General features: G+C 39.7%; 20 protein-coding genes and 1 pseudogene. 5 read left to right on the top strand and 16 right to left on the bottom strand.

What is annotated here, in order from left to right:
• Positions 1–4 precede the first annotated feature (4 nt).
• The 8 genes and pseudogenes from FTT72_RS03905 to def all read right to left on the bottom strand — a co-directional run bounded on the left by FTT72_RS03905 (position 5) and on the right by def (position 6,786).
• Positions 5–784: a caspase family protein gene (locus tag FTT72_RS03905; RefSeq protein ID WP_180177899.1), complete on the bottom strand. Its 780-nt coding sequence runs from the start codon at positions 782–784 to the stop codon at positions 5–7.
• A complete protein-coding gene (locus tag FTT72_RS03900) occupies positions 784–1,272 on the bottom strand; it encodes a hypothetical protein (RefSeq protein ID WP_168154247.1) in 489 nt (162 codons plus the stop codon). Before FTT72_RS03900 ends, FTT72_RS03905 begins: the two co-directional genes overlap by 1 nt.
• Before the next feature lie 111 nt (positions 1,273–1,383).
• A pseudogene (locus FTT72_RS03895) lies at positions 1,384–1,751 on the bottom strand (endonuclease domain-containing protein).
• Positions 1,752–1,957: 206 nt separating this feature from the next.
• Entirely contained in the window at positions 1,958–2,998 is a 1,041-nt protein-coding gene (locus FTT72_RS03890) for a molecular chaperone DnaJ (protein WP_180177898.1), read from the bottom strand.
• Between the two features lie 90 nt (positions 2,999–3,088).
• Entirely contained in the window at positions 3,089–4,366 is a 1,278-nt protein-coding gene (locus tag FTT72_RS03885; protein WP_180177897.1) for a glutaminase, read from the bottom strand.
• Between the two features lie 64 nt (positions 4,367–4,430).
• Positions 4,431–4,883: a hypothetical protein gene (locus FTT72_RS03880; RefSeq protein ID WP_180177896.1), complete on the bottom strand. Its 453-nt coding sequence runs from the start codon at positions 4,881–4,883 to the stop codon at positions 4,431–4,433.
• Between the two features lie 18 nt (positions 4,884–4,901).
• Positions 4,902–6,113 (bottom strand): GGDEF domain-containing protein, encoded by a 1,212-nt coding sequence (locus FTT72_RS03875; RefSeq protein ID WP_180089132.1) that lies wholly within the window; start codon positions 6,111–6,113, stop codon positions 4,902–4,904.
• Between the two features lie 190 nt (positions 6,114–6,303).
• Entirely contained in the window at positions 6,304–6,786 is a 483-nt protein-coding gene (gene def / locus FTT72_RS03870) for a peptide deformylase (RefSeq protein ID WP_180177895.1), read from the bottom strand.
• Between the two features lie 740 nt (positions 6,787–7,526).
• Here def and FTT72_RS03865 point away from each other — a divergent pair.
• Positions 7,527–8,807 (top strand): MFS transporter, encoded by a 1,281-nt coding sequence (locus tag FTT72_RS03865; RefSeq protein ID WP_180177894.1) that lies wholly within the window; start codon positions 7,527–7,529, stop codon positions 8,805–8,807.
• Between the two features lie 53 nt (positions 8,808–8,860).
• On the opposite strand, the gene FTT72_RS03860 is transcribed toward FTT72_RS03865, so the two are convergent.
• The 4 genes from FTT72_RS03860 to pnuC all read right to left on the bottom strand — a co-directional run bounded on the left by FTT72_RS03860 (position 8,861) and on the right by pnuC (position 11,096).
• Positions 8,861–9,358 (bottom strand): DUF2505 family protein, encoded by a 498-nt coding sequence (locus FTT72_RS03860; RefSeq protein ID WP_078192225.1) that lies wholly within the window; start codon positions 9,356–9,358, stop codon positions 8,861–8,863.
• A 166-nt stretch (positions 9,359–9,524) separates the two neighbouring features.
• Positions 9,525–9,710, bottom strand: a complete 186-nt coding sequence (locus FTT72_RS03855; RefSeq protein ID WP_180021221.1) for a hypothetical protein — start codon at positions 9,708–9,710, stop codon at positions 9,525–9,527.
• 424 nt (positions 9,711–10,134) lie between these two features.
• Complete coding sequence (locus tag FTT72_RS03850) at positions 10,135–10,434, bottom strand: hypothetical protein (protein ID WP_168379270.1); 300 nt, start codon at positions 10,432–10,434, stop codon at positions 10,135–10,137.
• Positions 10,435–10,511: 77 nt separating this feature from the next.
• Positions 10,512–11,096: a nicotinamide riboside transporter PnuC gene (gene pnuC, locus FTT72_RS03845; protein ID WP_168379271.1), complete on the bottom strand. Its 585-nt coding sequence runs from the start codon at positions 11,094–11,096 to the stop codon at positions 10,512–10,514.
• A gap of 223 nt (positions 11,097–11,319) precedes the next feature.
• Between pnuC and FTT72_RS03840 the strand changes: the two genes are divergently transcribed.
• From FTT72_RS03840 to FTT72_RS03830, 3 genes are read left to right on the top strand one after another with little or no spacing between them, the layout of a single operon-like run.
• The gene (locus FTT72_RS03840) at positions 11,320–12,105 is read left to right on the top strand and encodes a crotonase/enoyl-CoA hydratase family protein (RefSeq protein ID WP_180177893.1); all 786 of its coding nucleotides are present in this window, start codon (positions 11,320–11,322) and stop codon (positions 12,103–12,105) included.
• Between the two features lie 55 nt (positions 12,106–12,160).
• Positions 12,161–13,051, top strand: coding sequence for an alpha/beta fold hydrolase (locus FTT72_RS03835; RefSeq protein WP_180177892.1), 891 nt, complete (start codon positions 12,161–12,163; stop codon positions 13,049–13,051).
• 50 nt (positions 13,052–13,101) lie between these two features.
• On the top strand, positions 13,102–13,665 hold the full coding sequence (locus FTT72_RS03830) for a TetR/AcrR family transcriptional regulator (protein ID WP_180177891.1): 564 nt from the start codon (positions 13,102–13,104) through the stop codon (positions 13,663–13,665).
• Here FTT72_RS03830 and FTT72_RS03825 read toward each other — a convergent pair.
• Positions 13,647–14,135, bottom strand: a complete 489-nt coding sequence (locus FTT72_RS03825; RefSeq protein ID WP_180177890.1) for a hypothetical protein — start codon at positions 14,133–14,135, stop codon at positions 13,647–13,649. The genes FTT72_RS03830 and FTT72_RS03825 overlap by 19 nt on opposite strands.
• A 435-nt stretch (positions 14,136–14,570) precedes the next feature.
• Here FTT72_RS03825 and FTT72_RS03820 point away from each other — a divergent pair, with 435 nt between their 5' ends.
• A complete protein-coding gene (locus FTT72_RS03820; RefSeq protein ID WP_078191420.1) occupies positions 14,571–15,017 on the top strand; it encodes a GNAT family N-acetyltransferase in 447 nt (148 codons plus the stop codon).
• 145 nt (positions 15,018–15,162) lie between these two features.
• Here the strand turns inward: FTT72_RS03820 and FTT72_RS03815 are convergent, their stop codons facing one another.
• From FTT72_RS03815 to FTT72_RS03805, 3 genes are all read right to left on the bottom strand, one after another.
• Positions 15,163–17,019, bottom strand: a complete 1,857-nt coding sequence (locus FTT72_RS03815) for a diguanylate cyclase domain-containing protein (protein WP_373686887.1) — start codon at positions 17,017–17,019, stop codon at positions 15,163–15,165.
• Between the two features lie 127 nt (positions 17,020–17,146).
• Positions 17,147–17,485: an FKBP-type peptidyl-prolyl cis-trans isomerase gene (locus FTT72_RS03810; RefSeq protein WP_180005310.1), complete on the bottom strand. Its 339-nt coding sequence runs from the start codon at positions 17,483–17,485 to the stop codon at positions 17,147–17,149.
• A gap of 80 nt (positions 17,486–17,565) precedes the next feature.
• A complete protein-coding gene (locus tag FTT72_RS03805; RefSeq protein WP_180005309.1) occupies positions 17,566–18,189 on the bottom strand; it encodes an MgtC/SapB family protein in 624 nt (207 codons plus the stop codon).
• Between the last annotated feature and the right edge of the window lie 94 nt (positions 18,190–18,283).

Here is an 18,283-nt window from a genome sequence, read left to right as displayed (position 1 = left end):
TTTATTATCCAAACATAGGACGGTAATGTGCTATACTATAAGGATTTATACTAATTGGTAAATAATCCTGAACATTCCCACCAATTTTAGGGTAAACATATGTTGGATTTTGATTACCATCTGATCGAGGATTCAAACTTTTAACGTATTTCTCTGCTTGAGTATGTACTAGTATCGCCAACTTCGATTTATCGGTAGTGTGTTTAGAATATTCACTAGCATTTTTTAAAAATGAGCTCAAATAAACAGCTCCTTCAGAGCTATCGTATGAAACTTCATTTAATTCACATGAATAAAACACAGCTCTTTGATTAACAGCTTTTGTTATTAATTCAGAATATATTCTTCGACTCTCAGCAATACTGAGATAATTTGTTTGACTATCTTCCATTGCAAATGTCGTAGAACGTTGGGATTTTTGTACTAAATCTTCTGAAAAACTTCTGCAACAATCAAAAAAATTAATCTGTTTATCTGCAAATCCAAATAAAGCGCTTTCTTCAATGGTTTCTTTTTGATTGTTTATCTGTATGTGAGTTTTTCTCCCATCGTTCCCACCATGTCCACTAAAGAAGACAAGGCAAAAATCAACCGGTGTCAAGCGTTGAATAGCTAACTTTAACTTTAAATTATATAAGGTTGGATTCTTTATAATTTCAATTTCTGAATCATACCAAGAACCACCAGCTAAGCTCTTCAAAAAACTTACAATGTTGTCTGAATCTTTTGATAGACCCGGAAGTTTCCCATCATCGTTTACAAGAATTATGGCTTTTCTTTTCATTAATTTTTCCCCAAGCATTTATTAACCAAAGATACAAATTTTGCATCATAACTATCGATATTTTCATTCGGATCGTTCAATGGATTTTCCCAAGCTTTCTTATGCAAACGAATCCAAGACTTCATATTAATATGATTTTTTTGTATGCATTCATCATCATACTTACAGTGAGCACTTAATTTAGATAAATAATTAAAAACTAAAGTTGTAAAGTTATAATAACGTAAAGCTTTTTCATCGCTATGTATGTTTGGATCCAAATGGTTCCAATTATCACAATACGCTTTTGACTCTAAATATGGATATTGAATAGAAATTTGAAGAATTTCATTAAGCTCTTGATTGAGTTCACTCAACTTATCTTGTTTTTTCTCGCGAAAATGTAGAAATGTTACCCATAGTGATGAAATAATGACTGACACCAAAGTACCTATGCCTACTGGTATATACTTTATAAATTCGTTTGCTACTGATACTGGCTCTGCCATATTCCCCCCCTCAAATTATAATTTTTAAGTTAATAAGAATACGAAATTGGGATTAAATTAAACATTTCAAGCAACTGATAAAAATAATTTTTATGATAATTTCCCAATAGATTAAGGAGAGATATTTTTCAATTCAGAACATCTCTGCCACAAATCCTCCAACACCACATCCGTCCTTCCTAACACATCATGGTTCCAATACCGAACAATCGTTAAACCCAAATCCTGTAAAAACTTCGTCCGTTCGGCATCATATTCAATCACATCATCAGACCCATGCTGACCGCCATCCAACTCAATCACTAAACCAATTTCATGACAGTAAAAATCCACAATATAAGATTGGATCACATGCTGACGACGAAATTTCAGGTTCATAAAACGCTTAGCACGTAGGATTTGCCATATGAGTTGTTCTGCATCGGTGCAGTGTGGCGCATGGATTTGGCGAATTCTAATAATGCAGGGTCTATTTTCATTTTTATTTTTCTCTTAATTATATTGTGAATATGTGATACGCAAAGAAATTCCCTCTCCTTCCAGGAGATGAGCAGCTGTAGTGGTCAACTTTATTAAACCACTACAAGCACTGCTGCGTAAAGGACAGGTGCTTTTAAATATTTTTCATTATAACGTCAACCCTCACCCCGCCCCTCTCCCAAAGGGAGAGGGAGAAAAGCAAAATCTAAAGCACCCCATTCTCCAACAACACTTCCAATCCTTTCACCTTCTCCATATATTTCAGGCGTTCTTTTTCCCACTTTACTTGCTCTTTCAGCACTGAAACATCACCATCAATCACCTTATACACATCTTTCACCTGCATATTTTTAGGCTTCGGCTTTTCACTCCAGTGGAAACTATCTGTGATGTCATCAATCTGACTGGCAAGGCGTTGGCTTTGCGCTTCAAGTGCCATTTTATAAAACTTTAAATGTTCATCTGTTAAAGCTTTAGGGCTTTTACCCTTATTGGTTTCTAGCTGTAATTGCAGCTTTAATAAATAAAACAAATCCTGTGCTTCATGAGCTTGGTTCACCACTTGAAGCAATTCGGTTTTTTCTGCTTTTTTAGCTTCATCAGGCTCACGGTCTGGGTGTATCATAGCTGTGATTTTTAAATACACAGTTTTCAGTGATTGGTTCACTAACTTTTCAGCTTGCTCGTGCTTTTGCGCTAGGCGTTTACGCTGATGCTCTTCTTTCTCACGTTGATATTGTTCGCTGTCCCACGCTTCATAAGATTCATGCTGTTCTATAGTTTGTTGTTCTATATCAACATGACCATCTACTTTGATCTGATTAGCTTGGACTGACTTGGCCTTTTTATTTGGCTTTTGATTGTGCGCATGATGCTGCTGATAAAAAGCATCCACCTCAGCGACTTTTTCAAGTTCTGCTGTATTTAAATAGTTGGATTTTTTTAGCTGCTTAGACAGTTTCGTCAATTTTGCATCCAGCTGTGCTAAATCTGCTTTGGCAAAGTCTTCTTGTTGTATGTGCAGCCAAAGTTGCTCAAGCTGACGAAAGTACACCGCATGCAAATCACGATAGATCGGCACAAGTTTCAGCTGGATATAACTCTGAATTTCACTTTTGGCATTTTGCCAAAGATCTAAATCCAGCTTTTGCTGTTCGATTTGCTCAATCAGTTTATTCAGCTTTTTATGCTGTCGGGATAAAGCTTCAACACTCGGGAGTAAACTGACTTTTAACTCAAATGACATAAGCAAATTTAACGCAAAAAGAAAATTATAGCCGATCTAAGCACTAAACTTATGAGCCCTTTGCCTAACTCAAAAATCACGTTTTATTAATTAACGCTCAAACCGTTGTAAATATTGACTCAGCTCTTCCCGAACAACCACCTCATGTCCTGCATGACTTCGACTTTGTTCCAAGAGATGTTCTGAGTCGATCACTGCCACGCGATGACCATCCGCAATTAAACGGTCTACACCTTCAAAGAGCATTCGGACACCAACATCGTGTATCAAAGAAATATTGGTCAGATCTAAAATGATATGGTTAGTCGCAACAGGTTCATCCTCTAAGATCCGCAGCAACATTTCCGACTCAGTAAATTGCAATACGCCGCGCAGTTCATACACCACCACCGAATGATCAATACCGCAGGTATAGCGACTCTGGACGATCGTTTGCGCCGAAGGCGTTCCCTCCATGACATGTAGTCCCATGTCCTTAGACAGTCGTTCAAATATTTCGACGCCTCGAACACTATTCCCATGTGTATCGAGTTTCGGACTAAAGACCGCTAGCCCAACCTGCCCCGGCAAAGCCCCCATGATGCCACCGGCCACACCACTTTTGGCAGGAATACCGACCATTGTCAGCCAATCACCCGCAGCATCATACATGCCACAAGTCATCATCACACTCAACACTTGGCGCACCACCGAACGTGACAGCAACCGTTTTCCTGTGGCAGCTTGCACGCCACCATTGGCAAGTACACTGGCCATTTTTGCCAAATCTTTAACCGTCACTAATATTGCACACTGACGAATATAGCCGTTCACCACATCTTCAGGGTCTTCTTCAAGTACACCGACTGTGCGCAGCATGTAACCGATCGACAAATTTCGAAAAGCCGTCTTCACTTCAGACTGGTAAACCGCGTCATCAAAACTCAGCTCACGCCCTGCCAGTTCACTTAAAAATTCACGGAGTTTGTCAGCTCGGGTACTGTGCTTATCATGTGGTAAAAGTGAATGTGTGGTGATTGCCCCCGAATTGATCATCGGGTTTTTCGGGGTATTGCTTTGTGGATCGAGCGCAATTTGATTAAACGCCTCTCCCGATGGCTCGACACCGACCTTTTGTAAAACGCTATCCAAGCCAAGATGACGAATCGCTAAGGCATAAGCAAAGGGTTTAGACATCGACTGTATGGTGAACTCGACTTCGTCATCACCTGTGGAATAAATCGTGCCATCTACGGTAGACAGTGCCAAAGCCAGTCTATTCGGATTGGCATGGGCTAACTCAGGAATATAATCTGCTAAATCTCCGTGCTGATTGGCATCGCAGGCATTAAAGACATGCTGTAAATAATCTGGAACAGGCGTTTTCATAAGGTCTATTTTTTGTTGTGTGCTTTTTTATTTATAACAAATTGAGCTGCATCTGTATAAGTCCTTATGATGAAGACGCATTCTGAGCTAAAACTTGTATGTGCTGTAGGTTTAAATGGTGCATCATTTCTCGAATAAAAACGAAATAACTGAGTTGAATGATTGCCTGCTCACCAAATAGATTTTGATAATATTCGGTATGTTCAATCATTTCATTAAAGCCATGTTCTAGGCTTTGTCGGTCAATGTGGGTCGCATGTTCAAAAAAGCTCTGCGCCAATAGATGCAGCATCGCATCATTCGACTGAGCATAGCGCTGCGTCTGATAATCGAGCTGTAATCGTTCTAAAATTTCTTCAATTTCATAGATCAAATATTCAATTGCCAAAGCATCGAAACGCTGATGTCGGACACATTTTTGCACCAAAGCGACTAAGCCATGATCAAAATGAATATTCTGTTGCTCGGTCTGAAAGTCGAGCTGCGCTAATCCGAGCTGAAATTGTAATTGCTGCATAACTATCGTTTAAATTATTTAATCTTCTGCCAATTTTAACTCACGAAAGCTGCGTACTTGGTTACGACCTTGTTGCTTTGCCATATACAGCGCTTGATCGGCCATACGCGTGACCATAGCAGACGGTGTCCCCTCGATCGCAGTTGCTACACCAAAACTTGCACTAATCTTCAACATATGTTGGTTGGCTATCATGGTTTCAGCGTCAGAAATGGCCAATCGACAACGTTCAGCGACCTCTATCGCCTGCTCTAAACTCTGATTTTTTAGAATTAAAATGAATTCTTCACCGCCATAACGCCCAACCACATCTTGTACACGAGTATTGTCATTTAAAATTTGAGCAACACGTTGTAAAACGGCATCTCCTGCATCATGTCCATATTGGTCATTGATCAATTTAAAATGGTCGAGATCAAGCAAAACCACTGCAAATTCAGGCCGTGTCTGTTTGCTGAGCGTATCAAGTTCATGACTGACATAACGACGGTTAAACACATTGGTCAGGCCATCAACACGGCTGAGGACTTCCATCTTTTGTTCACGGTGTCGCCACTGTAAAAGCAAAATCTGAAAAAATACTGCACTGACGATCAATATGGGCAAATACAACTCCGCCATACTCATGAGCCAAAAGGCGTTGTCGTAAAACTCACTCTGTTTTAAAGCTGGGCTGAAAATCGGTGCATATTCTAGATGGTCAATCGAAGTTTGATAGCAAATGTAGCCAATAAACAGTGTGATCGGAAATGTAATACTGAGCATAATCGCAGGACGATAAAAAACCAAACCGACCATCAGCAGATTGACAGTCCCCGCCATAGTGGCAGGACTATAGATCCCGATCATATAGCCACCATAGATCATGCCGATCCCAAACAGGACGGGCGCAAAATAGCTAAAAAACAGTCTAAAATTTAAATATTTTTTGAAATAAAGACTGAGTACTGCCAATACGCCATAACTGAGTAGGACTATACAAGCGACGATGATCCTGAACTTGAGTTCACTCGGATTAAACCAAATCCGATTGGTCGAATAATAAAAATTCATGATGCACCACTTCAACACGCTAACTTGACTCAGCATGCCAAAGATGAGAAGTAAACGCCCTTTATCGTAGTCAGACCAATTGATGATGAGATAGTCTGACTCAAACAAAAGATGCTTCAATTTACGCCATTGTACGCCCCATTTCGTACAGACAGCATTGCCCCAATTTTTCCCCATTAATCTACTTTTTTATTTTATTATTTCGCTAGTTATACAAGGTTTTAGCTTCAAAAAGAAAGTCTATTTTCACAGTTAAGCATGCAATCTTTGAAGCCTTTAAACTTCACTTGCACCACTATTCAAATTACTTTTCCGCTATTTTTTTAGCTCAATTGGTCACTTTTATATTTTTGGAATAGCACGGTTTTTATTCTAAACGCTCGGTGAATAAGATCCCATTCAGATGATCGACCTCATGTTGTACGATCCGTGCGGGAAAGCCATTCAAGGTTTTCTCTTTGACTTCACCTTGAAGGGTCAAATATCGCACGTGAATTTGCTCGGCTCTCGGGACTTGTCCTCGTGCATTCGGCACACTTAAGCAGCCTTCTTCACCCAAAACCGTGGTCGTAGATCGAGATGTAATCACTGGATTGACCATCACGATCGCCTCCATTTCAGGCGCATCGGGATAGCGTAAATTTGCACGTGAAGCCACGATAATTACCCGCTTAGAAACATAAATTTGCGGTGCGGCAATGCCTACGCCTTGACCCTCAAGCATAGTGGCATGCAGTGTTTCACTTAGTGCAGTTAACCATGCAGAACCTATTTCAGATGCTTGTACCTCTGCGGCAGTGAGCGTCAAAATTGCTTCACCACGTTGTGCAACAGCAGCAACATAACTCATGTATTTATCCTTTTTTAAGTCTAGCAAGCTTAAATTATTTAACTGATGTAACGCACGTAAAAGTAATTTCACAATTTTAAAATGATATTTAAGTTTATTCGACGTAGTCTTACATCTAGGATTTAAATAAAGGGATTAGCCTTCGGCTGGAGGTACTCTTACGAAACAATGTTTCTCATTAGGCAAAATGAGAAGCGTGCTTCGTAAAGAAACCATCTTGCGGTGCAATGCACCTCACCGACAAAACTCGTTCACTAGTATCAAATTATTCAAAGTATCGCAAAAACTTTTTTGATTAGAAGGAGTCCTGTCTCAAACACTTGCGGATGACGTTACCGCGTATCATTCTTTCATTTGAATCAAATAACGCTTCTGATGTTACTGCGTAATATCAGTTATTTAAAAAAAACAACCATGCAATATGCATTATTATCGGTTCTGAGTATAAAACAACAGCGTGCTATGGCTTTGAATCTTTTGTGGTTTATATAGAGCACAAAGTAAAATAGTAGATCATACTACCCTATACCATTGATATTTATCATTTATACATCAAGGTACACTATTATCTATTACCAATCATTCTTTTAGTTAATGCGACTTTATCTATATTATTTTGTTCTTAATTAATAATATTTTCATAACTATAAGTTTTTAATAAGGCAACAAAGTTTGATTATTCAATAAAAATTTGAATCACTAAAATCCTCAAATGCTATTTGCTGCTGGAAAATATTTGCATGGAAGCTCAGCCACGCCTGACTCGTCAAGATAAACGCACCCTCGGACTGTCATCCCTCGGTGGCGCACTTGAGTTTTATGACTTTGTCATTTATGTGTTTTACGCCAAAATTATTTCGGAACTGTTTTTCCCCACTGGCCTCAGTCCATTTTGGGCGATGCTGAATACCTACGGTATTTTTGCCGCAGGATATTTTTTCCGCCCATTGGGTGGTGTGGTGATGGCGCATTTTGGCGATTTGATTGGTCGTAAGCGTTTATTTAGTTTGTCTATTTTACTCATGGCTCTGCCTACACTGATGATTGGTGTGATGCCGACTTTTGAAAGTATTGGTTATGCAGCACCACTTTTGCTCCTACTGATGCGTGTGATTCAAGGGATCGCTATTGGTGGTGAAATCCCAGCGGCATGGACTTTTGTTTCAGAGCATGTGCCTGAGCAAAAAATTGGGATCGCCAATGGCTTACTCACTGCTGGCTTATCTTTAGGTATCCTATTGGGCGCACTGATGTCTTTGTTTATTTCATTACAATTTACAGAGTCAGAAATCCATGATTGGGCATGGAGGATTCCATTTATTCTAGGCGGAATCTTTGGTTTTATTGCGCTTTATCTCCGCAGTTATTTAAAAGAAACGCCAGTATTTAAAGCCATGCAAGAAAAGAAACAATTGGCTAAAGAACTTCCAGTGAAACAAGTACTGCAACAGCACAAAACAGGGGTTGTGATTGGTATGCTGTTTACATGGTTCTTAACTGGCTGCGTTGTTGTGCTGATTTTAGCGATGCCAAATTTACTCACGGGCGCCTTTGGTTTTGAACGTGCCGATGCCTTTAAAATGCAAAGTGCCGCTATTGTGATGCAAATGGTCGGTTGTATCTTGGCAGGTCTTTTGGCAGATCGCTTCGGTGCGGGCAAAGTGATGCTGTTCGGTTCCCTCCTTGTCGCGATAAATGCGGGCGTGTTCTATAACAGCCTGGGCCATGTGGCAGCATCGACCGTGTTTGCGCTCTATATGTTGCTCGGTTTGGCATCAGGTACGGTTGGTATGGTGTCTTATAGTATGGTGAAAATGTTCCCTGCACAGATTCGTTTCTCGGGCATTTCATTTTCATACAATTTGGCCTATGCCATCGCGGGTGGTATCACTTTGCCATTGGTTCAATGGTTGAGTTTATACAGCAACATTGGCGCTATGTATTATATATGGACTGTCTGTTTGGTGACCTTCTTTACTGCGATGCTTTATCGTCAACGTTTTGAAAAAACATCTCATTAAAATAATAAAAAAGCGGTCAATGACCGCTTTTTTTAAATCTCTTTCAAATCAATTCAGGCTTTTAAATTTTTACGCAATTCATCTTCTACAATTTCAATCTCAAGCTGACTAAAACGACGAATTTCACCTTCTGCATGTTTTTCAAGTAATCCACCAATAAGTGGAACTTTGACTTTCACCGTCCAGTCCAAATTGAAACTCACTTGTGTTGCATCACCACTGACACTTCGTTTACAACTGGCTTCGAGCGGTAGGTTCGGATCTAGTTTGACGTCAGAGGTTAATGCCGCCAAATTACTAATATCCGTACGTTTCAGACGAAACGCATCTTTTAAAAACTTCTTGGCAATATCTGGAATATTTACATCAAGGTTATACGCACGTTTTAAGGTATACATATCACCTGTTTTTTTTGATTCTAAAATTTCTAGATTTTCACCCGGTATGCGTTTGCACACCGCTTCATGCAAGCTGATATCTGCGGCTAGTCGTTTAAAATCTTCAAGTGAAACGCCATGAATTGTGGCATTGACGGTAAATTGATGTGCCATTCTCGTAATCCTTCAGGTCAATATTGGTTTTATTGTTTTATTTCGCCCAGTCTACAGTTGCTATAACTGTGTTTTGGATTAAATCGGAAAGCGCTGTGGCTGTCATTGACCTGAAACCAAGCTAGAAAAACAGAATTGCCATACTGAAATTCAGAGGGACTCTGCCTTAAAGGACTTTTTGATAGATTTGCCCATGCTGATCTTTAAACTCGAGCTGAAATTCCCAGCCCGCATCGATTTTTAAATACATCCCTGCATAGGACAACTTTGCGTACCAATGACCGAAGTCGAGGCTTACAATATCAAAGCTGGCTTGTTCAGGAAGCTGTTGAATTGGTTTTGCATGTATCAAAGCGCTGGGTTCATAAGACGTGCAGTGCGAGCCATAATGATGAAAAAGTTCAATACATAGCTGATTAACTGATGTTATGCAGTAACCATCAAAGCGCAATTTACTTCAAATAAAAGAACGATACGCGGTAAGGTCATCCGCAAGTGTTTGAGACAGGACGACTTCTAATCAAAAATGTTTTTGCGATGCTTTGAATAATTTGACGGTAGTGAACGAGTTTTGTCGGTGAGGTGCATTGCACCGCAAGATGGTTTCTTTACGAAGCACGCTTCTCATTTTGCCGAATGAGAAACAATGTTCCGTAAGAGTACCTCCAGCCGAAGGCTAATCCCTTTATTCAATCTTTAGATGTAAGACTCCGTCGAATAGACTTAAAAATCATTTTAAAAGTGCATAAGTACTTTTACGTGCGTAACATCAGTTGTTAATTTAAGATCATGCTATGCACCACACCATCCCGATCACGGTGTACCAATTTGATTACTTGTGAATAATCAATCAAGATACTTTGGTGTTTGTAACTGATTTGGATGCCGTATTCATCTGCACCATCATCCAAACCGCTGATGCTACATTGCGTGCCTTGTGGAAATGCATTGAGCCATTCAGCGTTATACACATCTGCTATTTGTTCAAACTGAAAAAAGCTCGCTTTTTGCTGCAATAGAAACCCAGCTTGTCGATCAAAACGTAGTTGCTGCTCAAGTTGAAAGTCGATAATCATGACTCTGCACGCTCTTTACTTATTCATCGGGTTCGGAATCGGCTATTAAAAGTAGCTTTGCCATCACCCAATGATCCTTATAAAGCTTTCATCGCCTGTTGCTGTTGTTTATTTTTGACTTGTGTCCATTGCCACCAACCAAATGCCGCCAAGCCCACAAAACCAGCATACAACGCCGCAGTGAGATACAGGTCTTTGTATATAAACATACCCACATAGATAATATCGACAAATACCCAAAGCACCCAAGTAGCAATATGTTTCCGGCTGGTCCAATACGTTGCGAGTAAGCTAAACGCGGCCAATTGTGCATCTAAAATCGGTACGGCTGCATCGGTAAAATAGTGCAAACTTAAACCAAAAATCAAACCGCCCACCGCTGCTAAGAGCATTTGAAAGATCACGAGTTTGGTCGCAATCGGTTCAATACGGATGTCATGATCTTGTTGTTTGCCCTTCAACCAATGATAGAAACCATAGAAGTTCACTACCACAAAGAAAAACTGCAAAATGGTTTCGCCATAAAGTTTGTAGGTATAAAACAGGTAGGCATACAGTAGAAATGCTGCAAAGTTAAACCACCAACACCACATATTTCGCTTAATGGTTAAAGTCACGCCAATTAAGCTAATAATGACTGCAAAAATTTCTAAGTTCGACATGGTTGATTGGGCCTTAAAAAAAGCTGCAGCTATTATGGAAAAAATCGGCCTAAAGGCAAGCTATATCCCACACTATTTCATATCAACTCTGTAAATTTTAAATCAAACCACTCATCCACCAGACGATGATTTTGATGTTTTGAACGCATCAGTTTTGACAGTTTTCTAACAATCGTTTAAAAACTTAGGTATGCCTAAAGAATAATCAGAAGGAATTATCCAAATGTCAGAACAACAAGGTCGTGTAAGTCGAGAAATTCGTGGTCATCTTTATTTAATCGGTTTGGACCGTGCAGATAAACGAAATGCGTTTGACAGTCATTTAATTCATGACCTTTCACTGGCGCTCACTGAATATGAAGATGATCCAAATTTACGCTGTGCGGTGATTTTTGCTCATGGCGATCATTTTACTGCGGGTCTAGATCTGGTCGAACTACAACCCAAACTTGGCAGCGGGCTGTTTAATTTTCCTGATCAGCAAATTAATCCGTGGGGAACCAACTCACGACAACGAAAAAAACCAGTTGTGGTCGCGGTACAAGGGTTCTGTTTTACAGCGGGTATTGAACTCATGCTGAATGCCGATATCGTGATCGCACAGCGTCACACGGAGTTTGCTCAAATGGAAGTGCAACGTGGCATTCTTCCCTTTGGTGGTGCAACAGTTCGCTTTGTGCAAGCAGCGGGTTGGAATAAAGCCATGCGCTATTTACTCACAGGTGAACGTTTCAATGTGCAAACGGCATTTGATATGAATTTAGTCACTGAAATCACTGAGCAAGCGCCCTTATCTCGTGCAATAGAACTTGCAGAACAAATTGCACAGGCTGCACCACTGGCGGTTCAGGCAACACTCGCTGCAGCACAGCAAGGGGTGCATTTGGGAGCCGATGCTGCCTTTGCTCAATTAGATCAGCATTTACAACCACTACTAAAAACACAAGATGTACAAGAAGGTGTGATGGCCATGCTACAACGTCGCGCAGCCAATTTTCAGGGCAAATAAGCCTTTGTTTAAACCGAATAAACCCTTAGCACCCTGCCACACGAAGAGAAAAATTATGCCAACGGATTTAGAACAAGCAACGCAAGAAATACGTACTACACCCGTGAGTTTCCCAGCAACCGATGGCTATACGCTTTCAGGCGTTGAATATCGGCCTAATTCTGCTGCTAAAGCCAATATTATTATTTCAAGTGCAACAGGTGTACCTCAACAATTTTACCGTCGTTTTGCCGAGTATGCCGCAGGACTCGGTTATCAAGTATTAACTTTTGATTATCGTGGTATTGGACGTTCTGCTCCTCCAAAACTCAAAGGCTTTAAAATGTCCTACCTCGACTGGGGACGTTATGACCTTTCTGGTGCCATAGCTTATATGCAACAACACGGTCAGGAAACTTTTCTAGTGGGACACTCCTATGGCGGTCAAGCACTAGGCCTCACCTCAAATCATGATCAGATACGTGCCATGTATTGTTTTGGCACTGGCGCAGGTTGGCATGGCTATATGCCCTTTAAAGAAAAAATGAAGGTTCATGTGATGTGGAATATCGTTTTTCCGCCAATGGTTGCCGTCAAAGGATATTTGCCTTGGAGCAAACTCAATATGGGCGCTGACCTTCCTGTCGACGTCTATAAACAATGGCGCCGTTGGTGTAAAAACCCAACCTATTTCTTTGCCGACCCTGAGCTGAGTGAGCTGTCTCAACAATATGCTGCAGTTCAAACGCCGATTTATGCGGTCGCTGCGCTCGATGATGACTGGGCATTACCCAATTCACGACATGCTTTTATGCAGCATTATGCGCAAGCATCAATGCACTATATCAATATTGAAGCGGAAGATTATGGTCTAAAACAGATTGGTCATATGGGATATTTCCGCAAAGGTGCTGAACTCTTATGGCAGGAAGTCATTGGAAGGTTTGATGAACTATTAATCGCCTAGACCAATTTACTTCATACACATCATATTGATTTATTCGGATAGAGAATTACATGCGTCCACGGAAAAACACCTCTGAACATCTATTGTTACAGTCAGCACACGCTTTTAAACGCTATGGCTATATGGGCTGTAGCATGGGGAAATTGGCCGAAGTCTGTGGTCTCTCAAAAGCTGCGTTTTATTATGACTATCCGAATAAAGACGCTTTATTAATGGAGATTTTAAACCTGACGCATGTAAAGTTACAGCACAGTATTTTTCAGCAATTACAGCAATCCACTGCATCTCCTCAACAGGCTTTCTCGCAAATCCATCAACTGGCCATCCAGTTTTTTAGTCAAGGTGGATTAGGTTGTTTAGTCGGGATATTAAGTATGGAACGTCAACATTTGCCTACCGAGATTTTTGCAAAATTACAGTCCATCTTTCACGAGTGGCAACTCGCCTTTGAAGTGTTTTTTCAGCGATGCATGACCATCGAACATGCCGCTCAACTTGCCAAAGTCAGCTTGGCGGATTATGAAGGCGCGATTTTAATGGCCCGAATAACCGATGATTTGAGTTATCTCGATTTAGTCCAAGATCGCATTTTGCTTCAACTTGCGGAGTCTTGATAGCGATATTCAATTTTATGTTCTTCGCCAAAACGGTCGACATGTGTATAAAACTCACCGTATCGGCCTAAATAATACTCGAGTGATTGATTGTAAAAATTCCAATAAATCGACCATTCATTCAAATCTAATTGGCGAATTTGAGTTTTACAATTCACTGGCATGCGACGTAAAAAGACTTCTTGTAACTGCTCGGCTGCCTGTAGCGAATCTAATTTGTATTGTTGTTGAAAGAAAATTTCCGCAATATCATCAAAAAGTTGCTGTTCATATTCATCAACTTCAATGACCTGATCGACTTGGCGTATAGCATCATCATTCGATGCTAAAGAGATACTTTTCGATTTTTTTGGTGCTTGGTAACGCGTATATTTTTGACGATATTTTTCTGTTTTTATTATTTTTTTGACCACAATGCCCGCTGCAGACAACGCAATCAGAATACACATCACAATGAGAAAATTAACCATAATAACAACCTACTGCCGATGACGCGCATGCACATCTTGAATCATCGAATATTTTTATGGACTAATATAACGCACAATAACGTTTAAAATTCATACAAAACTATTTTAAAGCTGAAATCTTGCCTATTTTCTTTGCTAATTTATTTCAAACTATTACACCTGCTGAAATCATTGAGTATGTATACATTTCTAAAAGATCTATTATTACTTTAAAAACAGTATAGTTAGATGCATTTATGTGGTTATTTATCCGTATTTAACGATTAACTTATAAATATACATTTGTAAATTTTGCAACAATTTTGAAATAAAAACCCAACCCAACGGCGCAATGGCTGCAAAAAAACATAAAACGCAACAAGAAGCCTCTTTAAGCACAAGGCGATATCTTCTGAAATGACAGGCTGTTGGAGTTTTCTATAAAAAGAAAAAATTATGATACGCGAAGCACAAATTCAGGATATACCCGAAATTATTCACGTGATTCACAACAGCATTCGTTCATGTATCCAGGACCATCAACGTAATGAAAGTGTGATTCAAACTTGGCTTGAGGAGGCAAATCAATCAAATATTCTAATGTGGATGCTTTACAACGACAGTTGGGTCTACGTCAGTGATAATCGAGTGGTCGGCTTTATTTTAGTCAGTGATCAGGGACAAATTTTACTGAACTATATTTGCCCTGAACGTCAGTACCAAGGCATTGGTAAGGCGTTATTATTAAACATGATGCACTGCGTCCGGAAAAAGAATATTACCGAGATCAGTCTAGAAAGTACCCATACGGCACTCGCCTTTTACCAAAAATATGGCTTTGTCGCACATCAGGATTTTGAGCCTGCTGATGTACCTCTTAAATTAGTCAAACAACTCTGCTAGTAGAGAGATAAAGTTCGTAGAGGGATAGATTTTCAAATAAGATGATTGTATAGATGAATTTAAAGATAAATGAATCTAAATAAGGATTGGCAAAGAATACTAGCGATATCACCTCAGAGTTTTTAAACCTATACAATTCATGGTATCAAGGCTTAAGTTGATCGCGTCCTGCCTGTTTGGCCATATATAAATAATAGTCTGCATGCTTCATTAAAGCTTCGATACTTTCGAAGTCATTTTGCTTATCCATCCATGCCATGCCCAAACTCAGTGTGACGTAATTTTTTTCATCACCCCGATTAACATGTTCAAGTTGTTCATTACGCATGGCTTCGAGTACCAATTGCAATTGCTCTTGGGCAATCGCATACGGAACATCATGCATCAATATGGCAAACTCCTCTCCACCGTAGCGAGCCACATAGGCTGAACTTGGCAGGGTATTTTGCATGGTTTTCACGATCTGCTGTAACACCTCATCGCCTTTGAGATGTCCATAGTGGTCATTATAATTTTTAAAATAATCGACATCTAACATGGCAAAGACCAACGTTCGGTGACTATGAAAACGGACTTCTGAATATAAACGTTGAATTTCAGCATTCAATGCACGGCGGTTAAATGCCCCTGTTAAGGCATCAATACGAATTTGTAGCTCTAATTTTGTATTCAGCTCGTGAAGCTGTAAGGTGCGTTCTTTAACTTTCTGATCGAGTGAACTGTTTAGCTCAAGCAGACTATTATTTAACTGCTCGGTATGCATAGATTGCTGTGCATAATGGTGAGATTGTTGAAACATGATCAACAAGGCATACAAACTGGTTGAAATGAACGATAAATTGACTGAATCAATCAAATTCATCATCAGCAAAAAGTCGTTTAAGAAAGTAATGCACAGGAAAATAACCGCGATTAAATTTAATTTTGAATACGGCTCTTTCTTTTTCAGTGTTAGGTAAAAACCATAAGCAAAATTACTTAGAACAACGATCACATAGGCAAAACTGTAAGTTGCCAAAGGTTGAAAAATTTCAGGCGTCGAAACAAAAGTCACTGAAATATTCAACGACAACAGCAACATCGCGATCTGATAATTTAAGGTAAATAAATAGCGACGATTAAGCAAGTGGATATAACTTAAAAAGAAAATCGATGCCAAATAGGTAAATAAGTATTCTAATCGCGTACCCCACAACCAATTAATATCAGTAAAAGTTGTATAGGCATAAGGTGCTGAAAATAAATTATGGAGTGCTAAAAAGACAATAAATAAGCCAAACACCAAATTACTTCGGCTATTGCGACCGCGTAAACCTCGGAAGACTGAAAATAGAATCGTAAATAGTCCCACACCCAAGACGGCACCAGACACCATTCCAATACTCATCATCTGTTGTTGGAATTGGCGGTTTACTGTCTTAGCAATACCAATACGCATCGGGTTTTCAAAACCGCCATGCATACTGTTAAAACTCGAAGCTTGAATGGTTAAGGTGAAATATTCATCTTGAGCGACGAAATAGGCAATTCGTGGAGCATTTTCCGTTTTTTGTTCTGCTTCAGTTTGTCCCACTTCACCCAAACGGACGATCACATCACCATTTAAAAATACCCGATACGCACCGTACTGATTTGGAATCAATATTGCGATACGACGGCCAATAAATTGTTTGGGGATTTGGAAATGTCCAGTAAATGTCCCAAAGCCTTTACTATCCCCTGTGATGTCTTTAAATGATACGGGAAGATAGACCGTTTGACCGACCAGAACTGAACTTGGAGAAGTTAAAAATTGATTTGGATAAAACAACCATTTGCCTTGCAATAGGCTACTGGTATCTTCTGTGAAGTAGATTTGGTTAACTTCGTTTTGATGCTTTAAATAAAATGATTTAGGCGCAGTTTCATACTGTGCTTGAACAGTCGATACAGTAAATGCCAGTGTAAAAATAATAAAGGTAAAAACCCAGAACAATCTGGTACAAGGCAACTGTAAATACAACGGCTTTGATTCCTGCGTTTATACTCGAGTAATTATTCTAATCTACGGTAAAAGACAAAAATAACAACATCTATTTTATCCAATTGATCAATAACGTCCATGTCATTGATCTAAAACTATTGATCTATTAATCGCGAGTTTTTACGTCATACAATTCAATCTCAAAAATAAGATTTGAATTGGCAGGAATTACATTACCCATTTTACGCTCACCATAAGCCAAATGTGATGGTACGATTAACTTACGTTTACCACCGACTTTCATCCCCATGATGCCCTGATCCCAACCTTTAATCACACGGCCTGTACCAATTACCGTTTCAAAATAATTACCACGATCCAATGATGAATCAAATTTAGTACCATCTTCTAACCAGCCTGTATAGTGTGTTGTAATCAAAGCGCCTTTAACCGCTTCTTTACCTTCGCCTACCACTAAGTCAATAATTTCTAATTCTTTGCTCATGCTCTCAACCTCAAATGCCGCAATCAAAATAAAACCCTATTATAAACAGGATTACTTTGGATGCCGTAGTAAATACGCTGTTAAAAATTGAGCTCCAGAATATCCTGATCATTCATTAGATCTTGAGTTAATTTTCTATGGTTTGTCGCAGAGCCAATTAAGATCCAACGCCCACTGATTTTATGTTCAGTTTTATGTCGCACACTACGAACCACTTGCATTTGATAGGTTTTAAACAGCTCTTCATAGTCATCCAGCGTTTGTTGTCGAAAGTGACAAACGATACGATAACTCCGTGCTTGGTTTTTCGCTTCAATCCACGCTTGAATATAAATCAAAACAATTAAAACGATCAGCACAATCACCGTACCAATCAAGCTCAGCATGACATAGCCCGCTCCCGCAGCCATGCCTAAGGCAGCGGTCATCCAAATGGTAGTTGCTGTGGTAATGCCTGAAATTCGATTTTCATCTTTAAAAATTACCCCCGCACCCAAAAAGCCGAGGCCAGTCAAAATATTGGCCGCAATTCGATCATGACTATCAACGCCGATACGTAACGATAAGATAGTAAATAAACATGAACTTAAACTGACCATAATCATGGTGCGCAGACCTGCCGACTTACTTCGGTACTCACGTTCCGCACCAATGACAGCGCCAATCATAAGCGCCACAAATAACAAATAAAAATCAGGGTACATCGGCTGCTCCCCATCTTTAAAATTTTCTCATTGTTTGTAGATATACCGAATTTTATAGTCAGGATGCAAGCCTGAACTCACATCCATCGTGATG

The organism is Acinetobacter sp. YH01005 (assembly GCF_013420465.1).
In the GTDB taxonomy this organism is placed as follows: Bacteria; Pseudomonadota; Gammaproteobacteria; order Pseudomonadales; family Moraxellaceae; genus Acinetobacter; species Acinetobacter amyesii.
The sequence above is the reverse complement of the archived record's forward strand: the minus strand, read 5'-3'. Positions and strand labels throughout refer to the sequence as shown.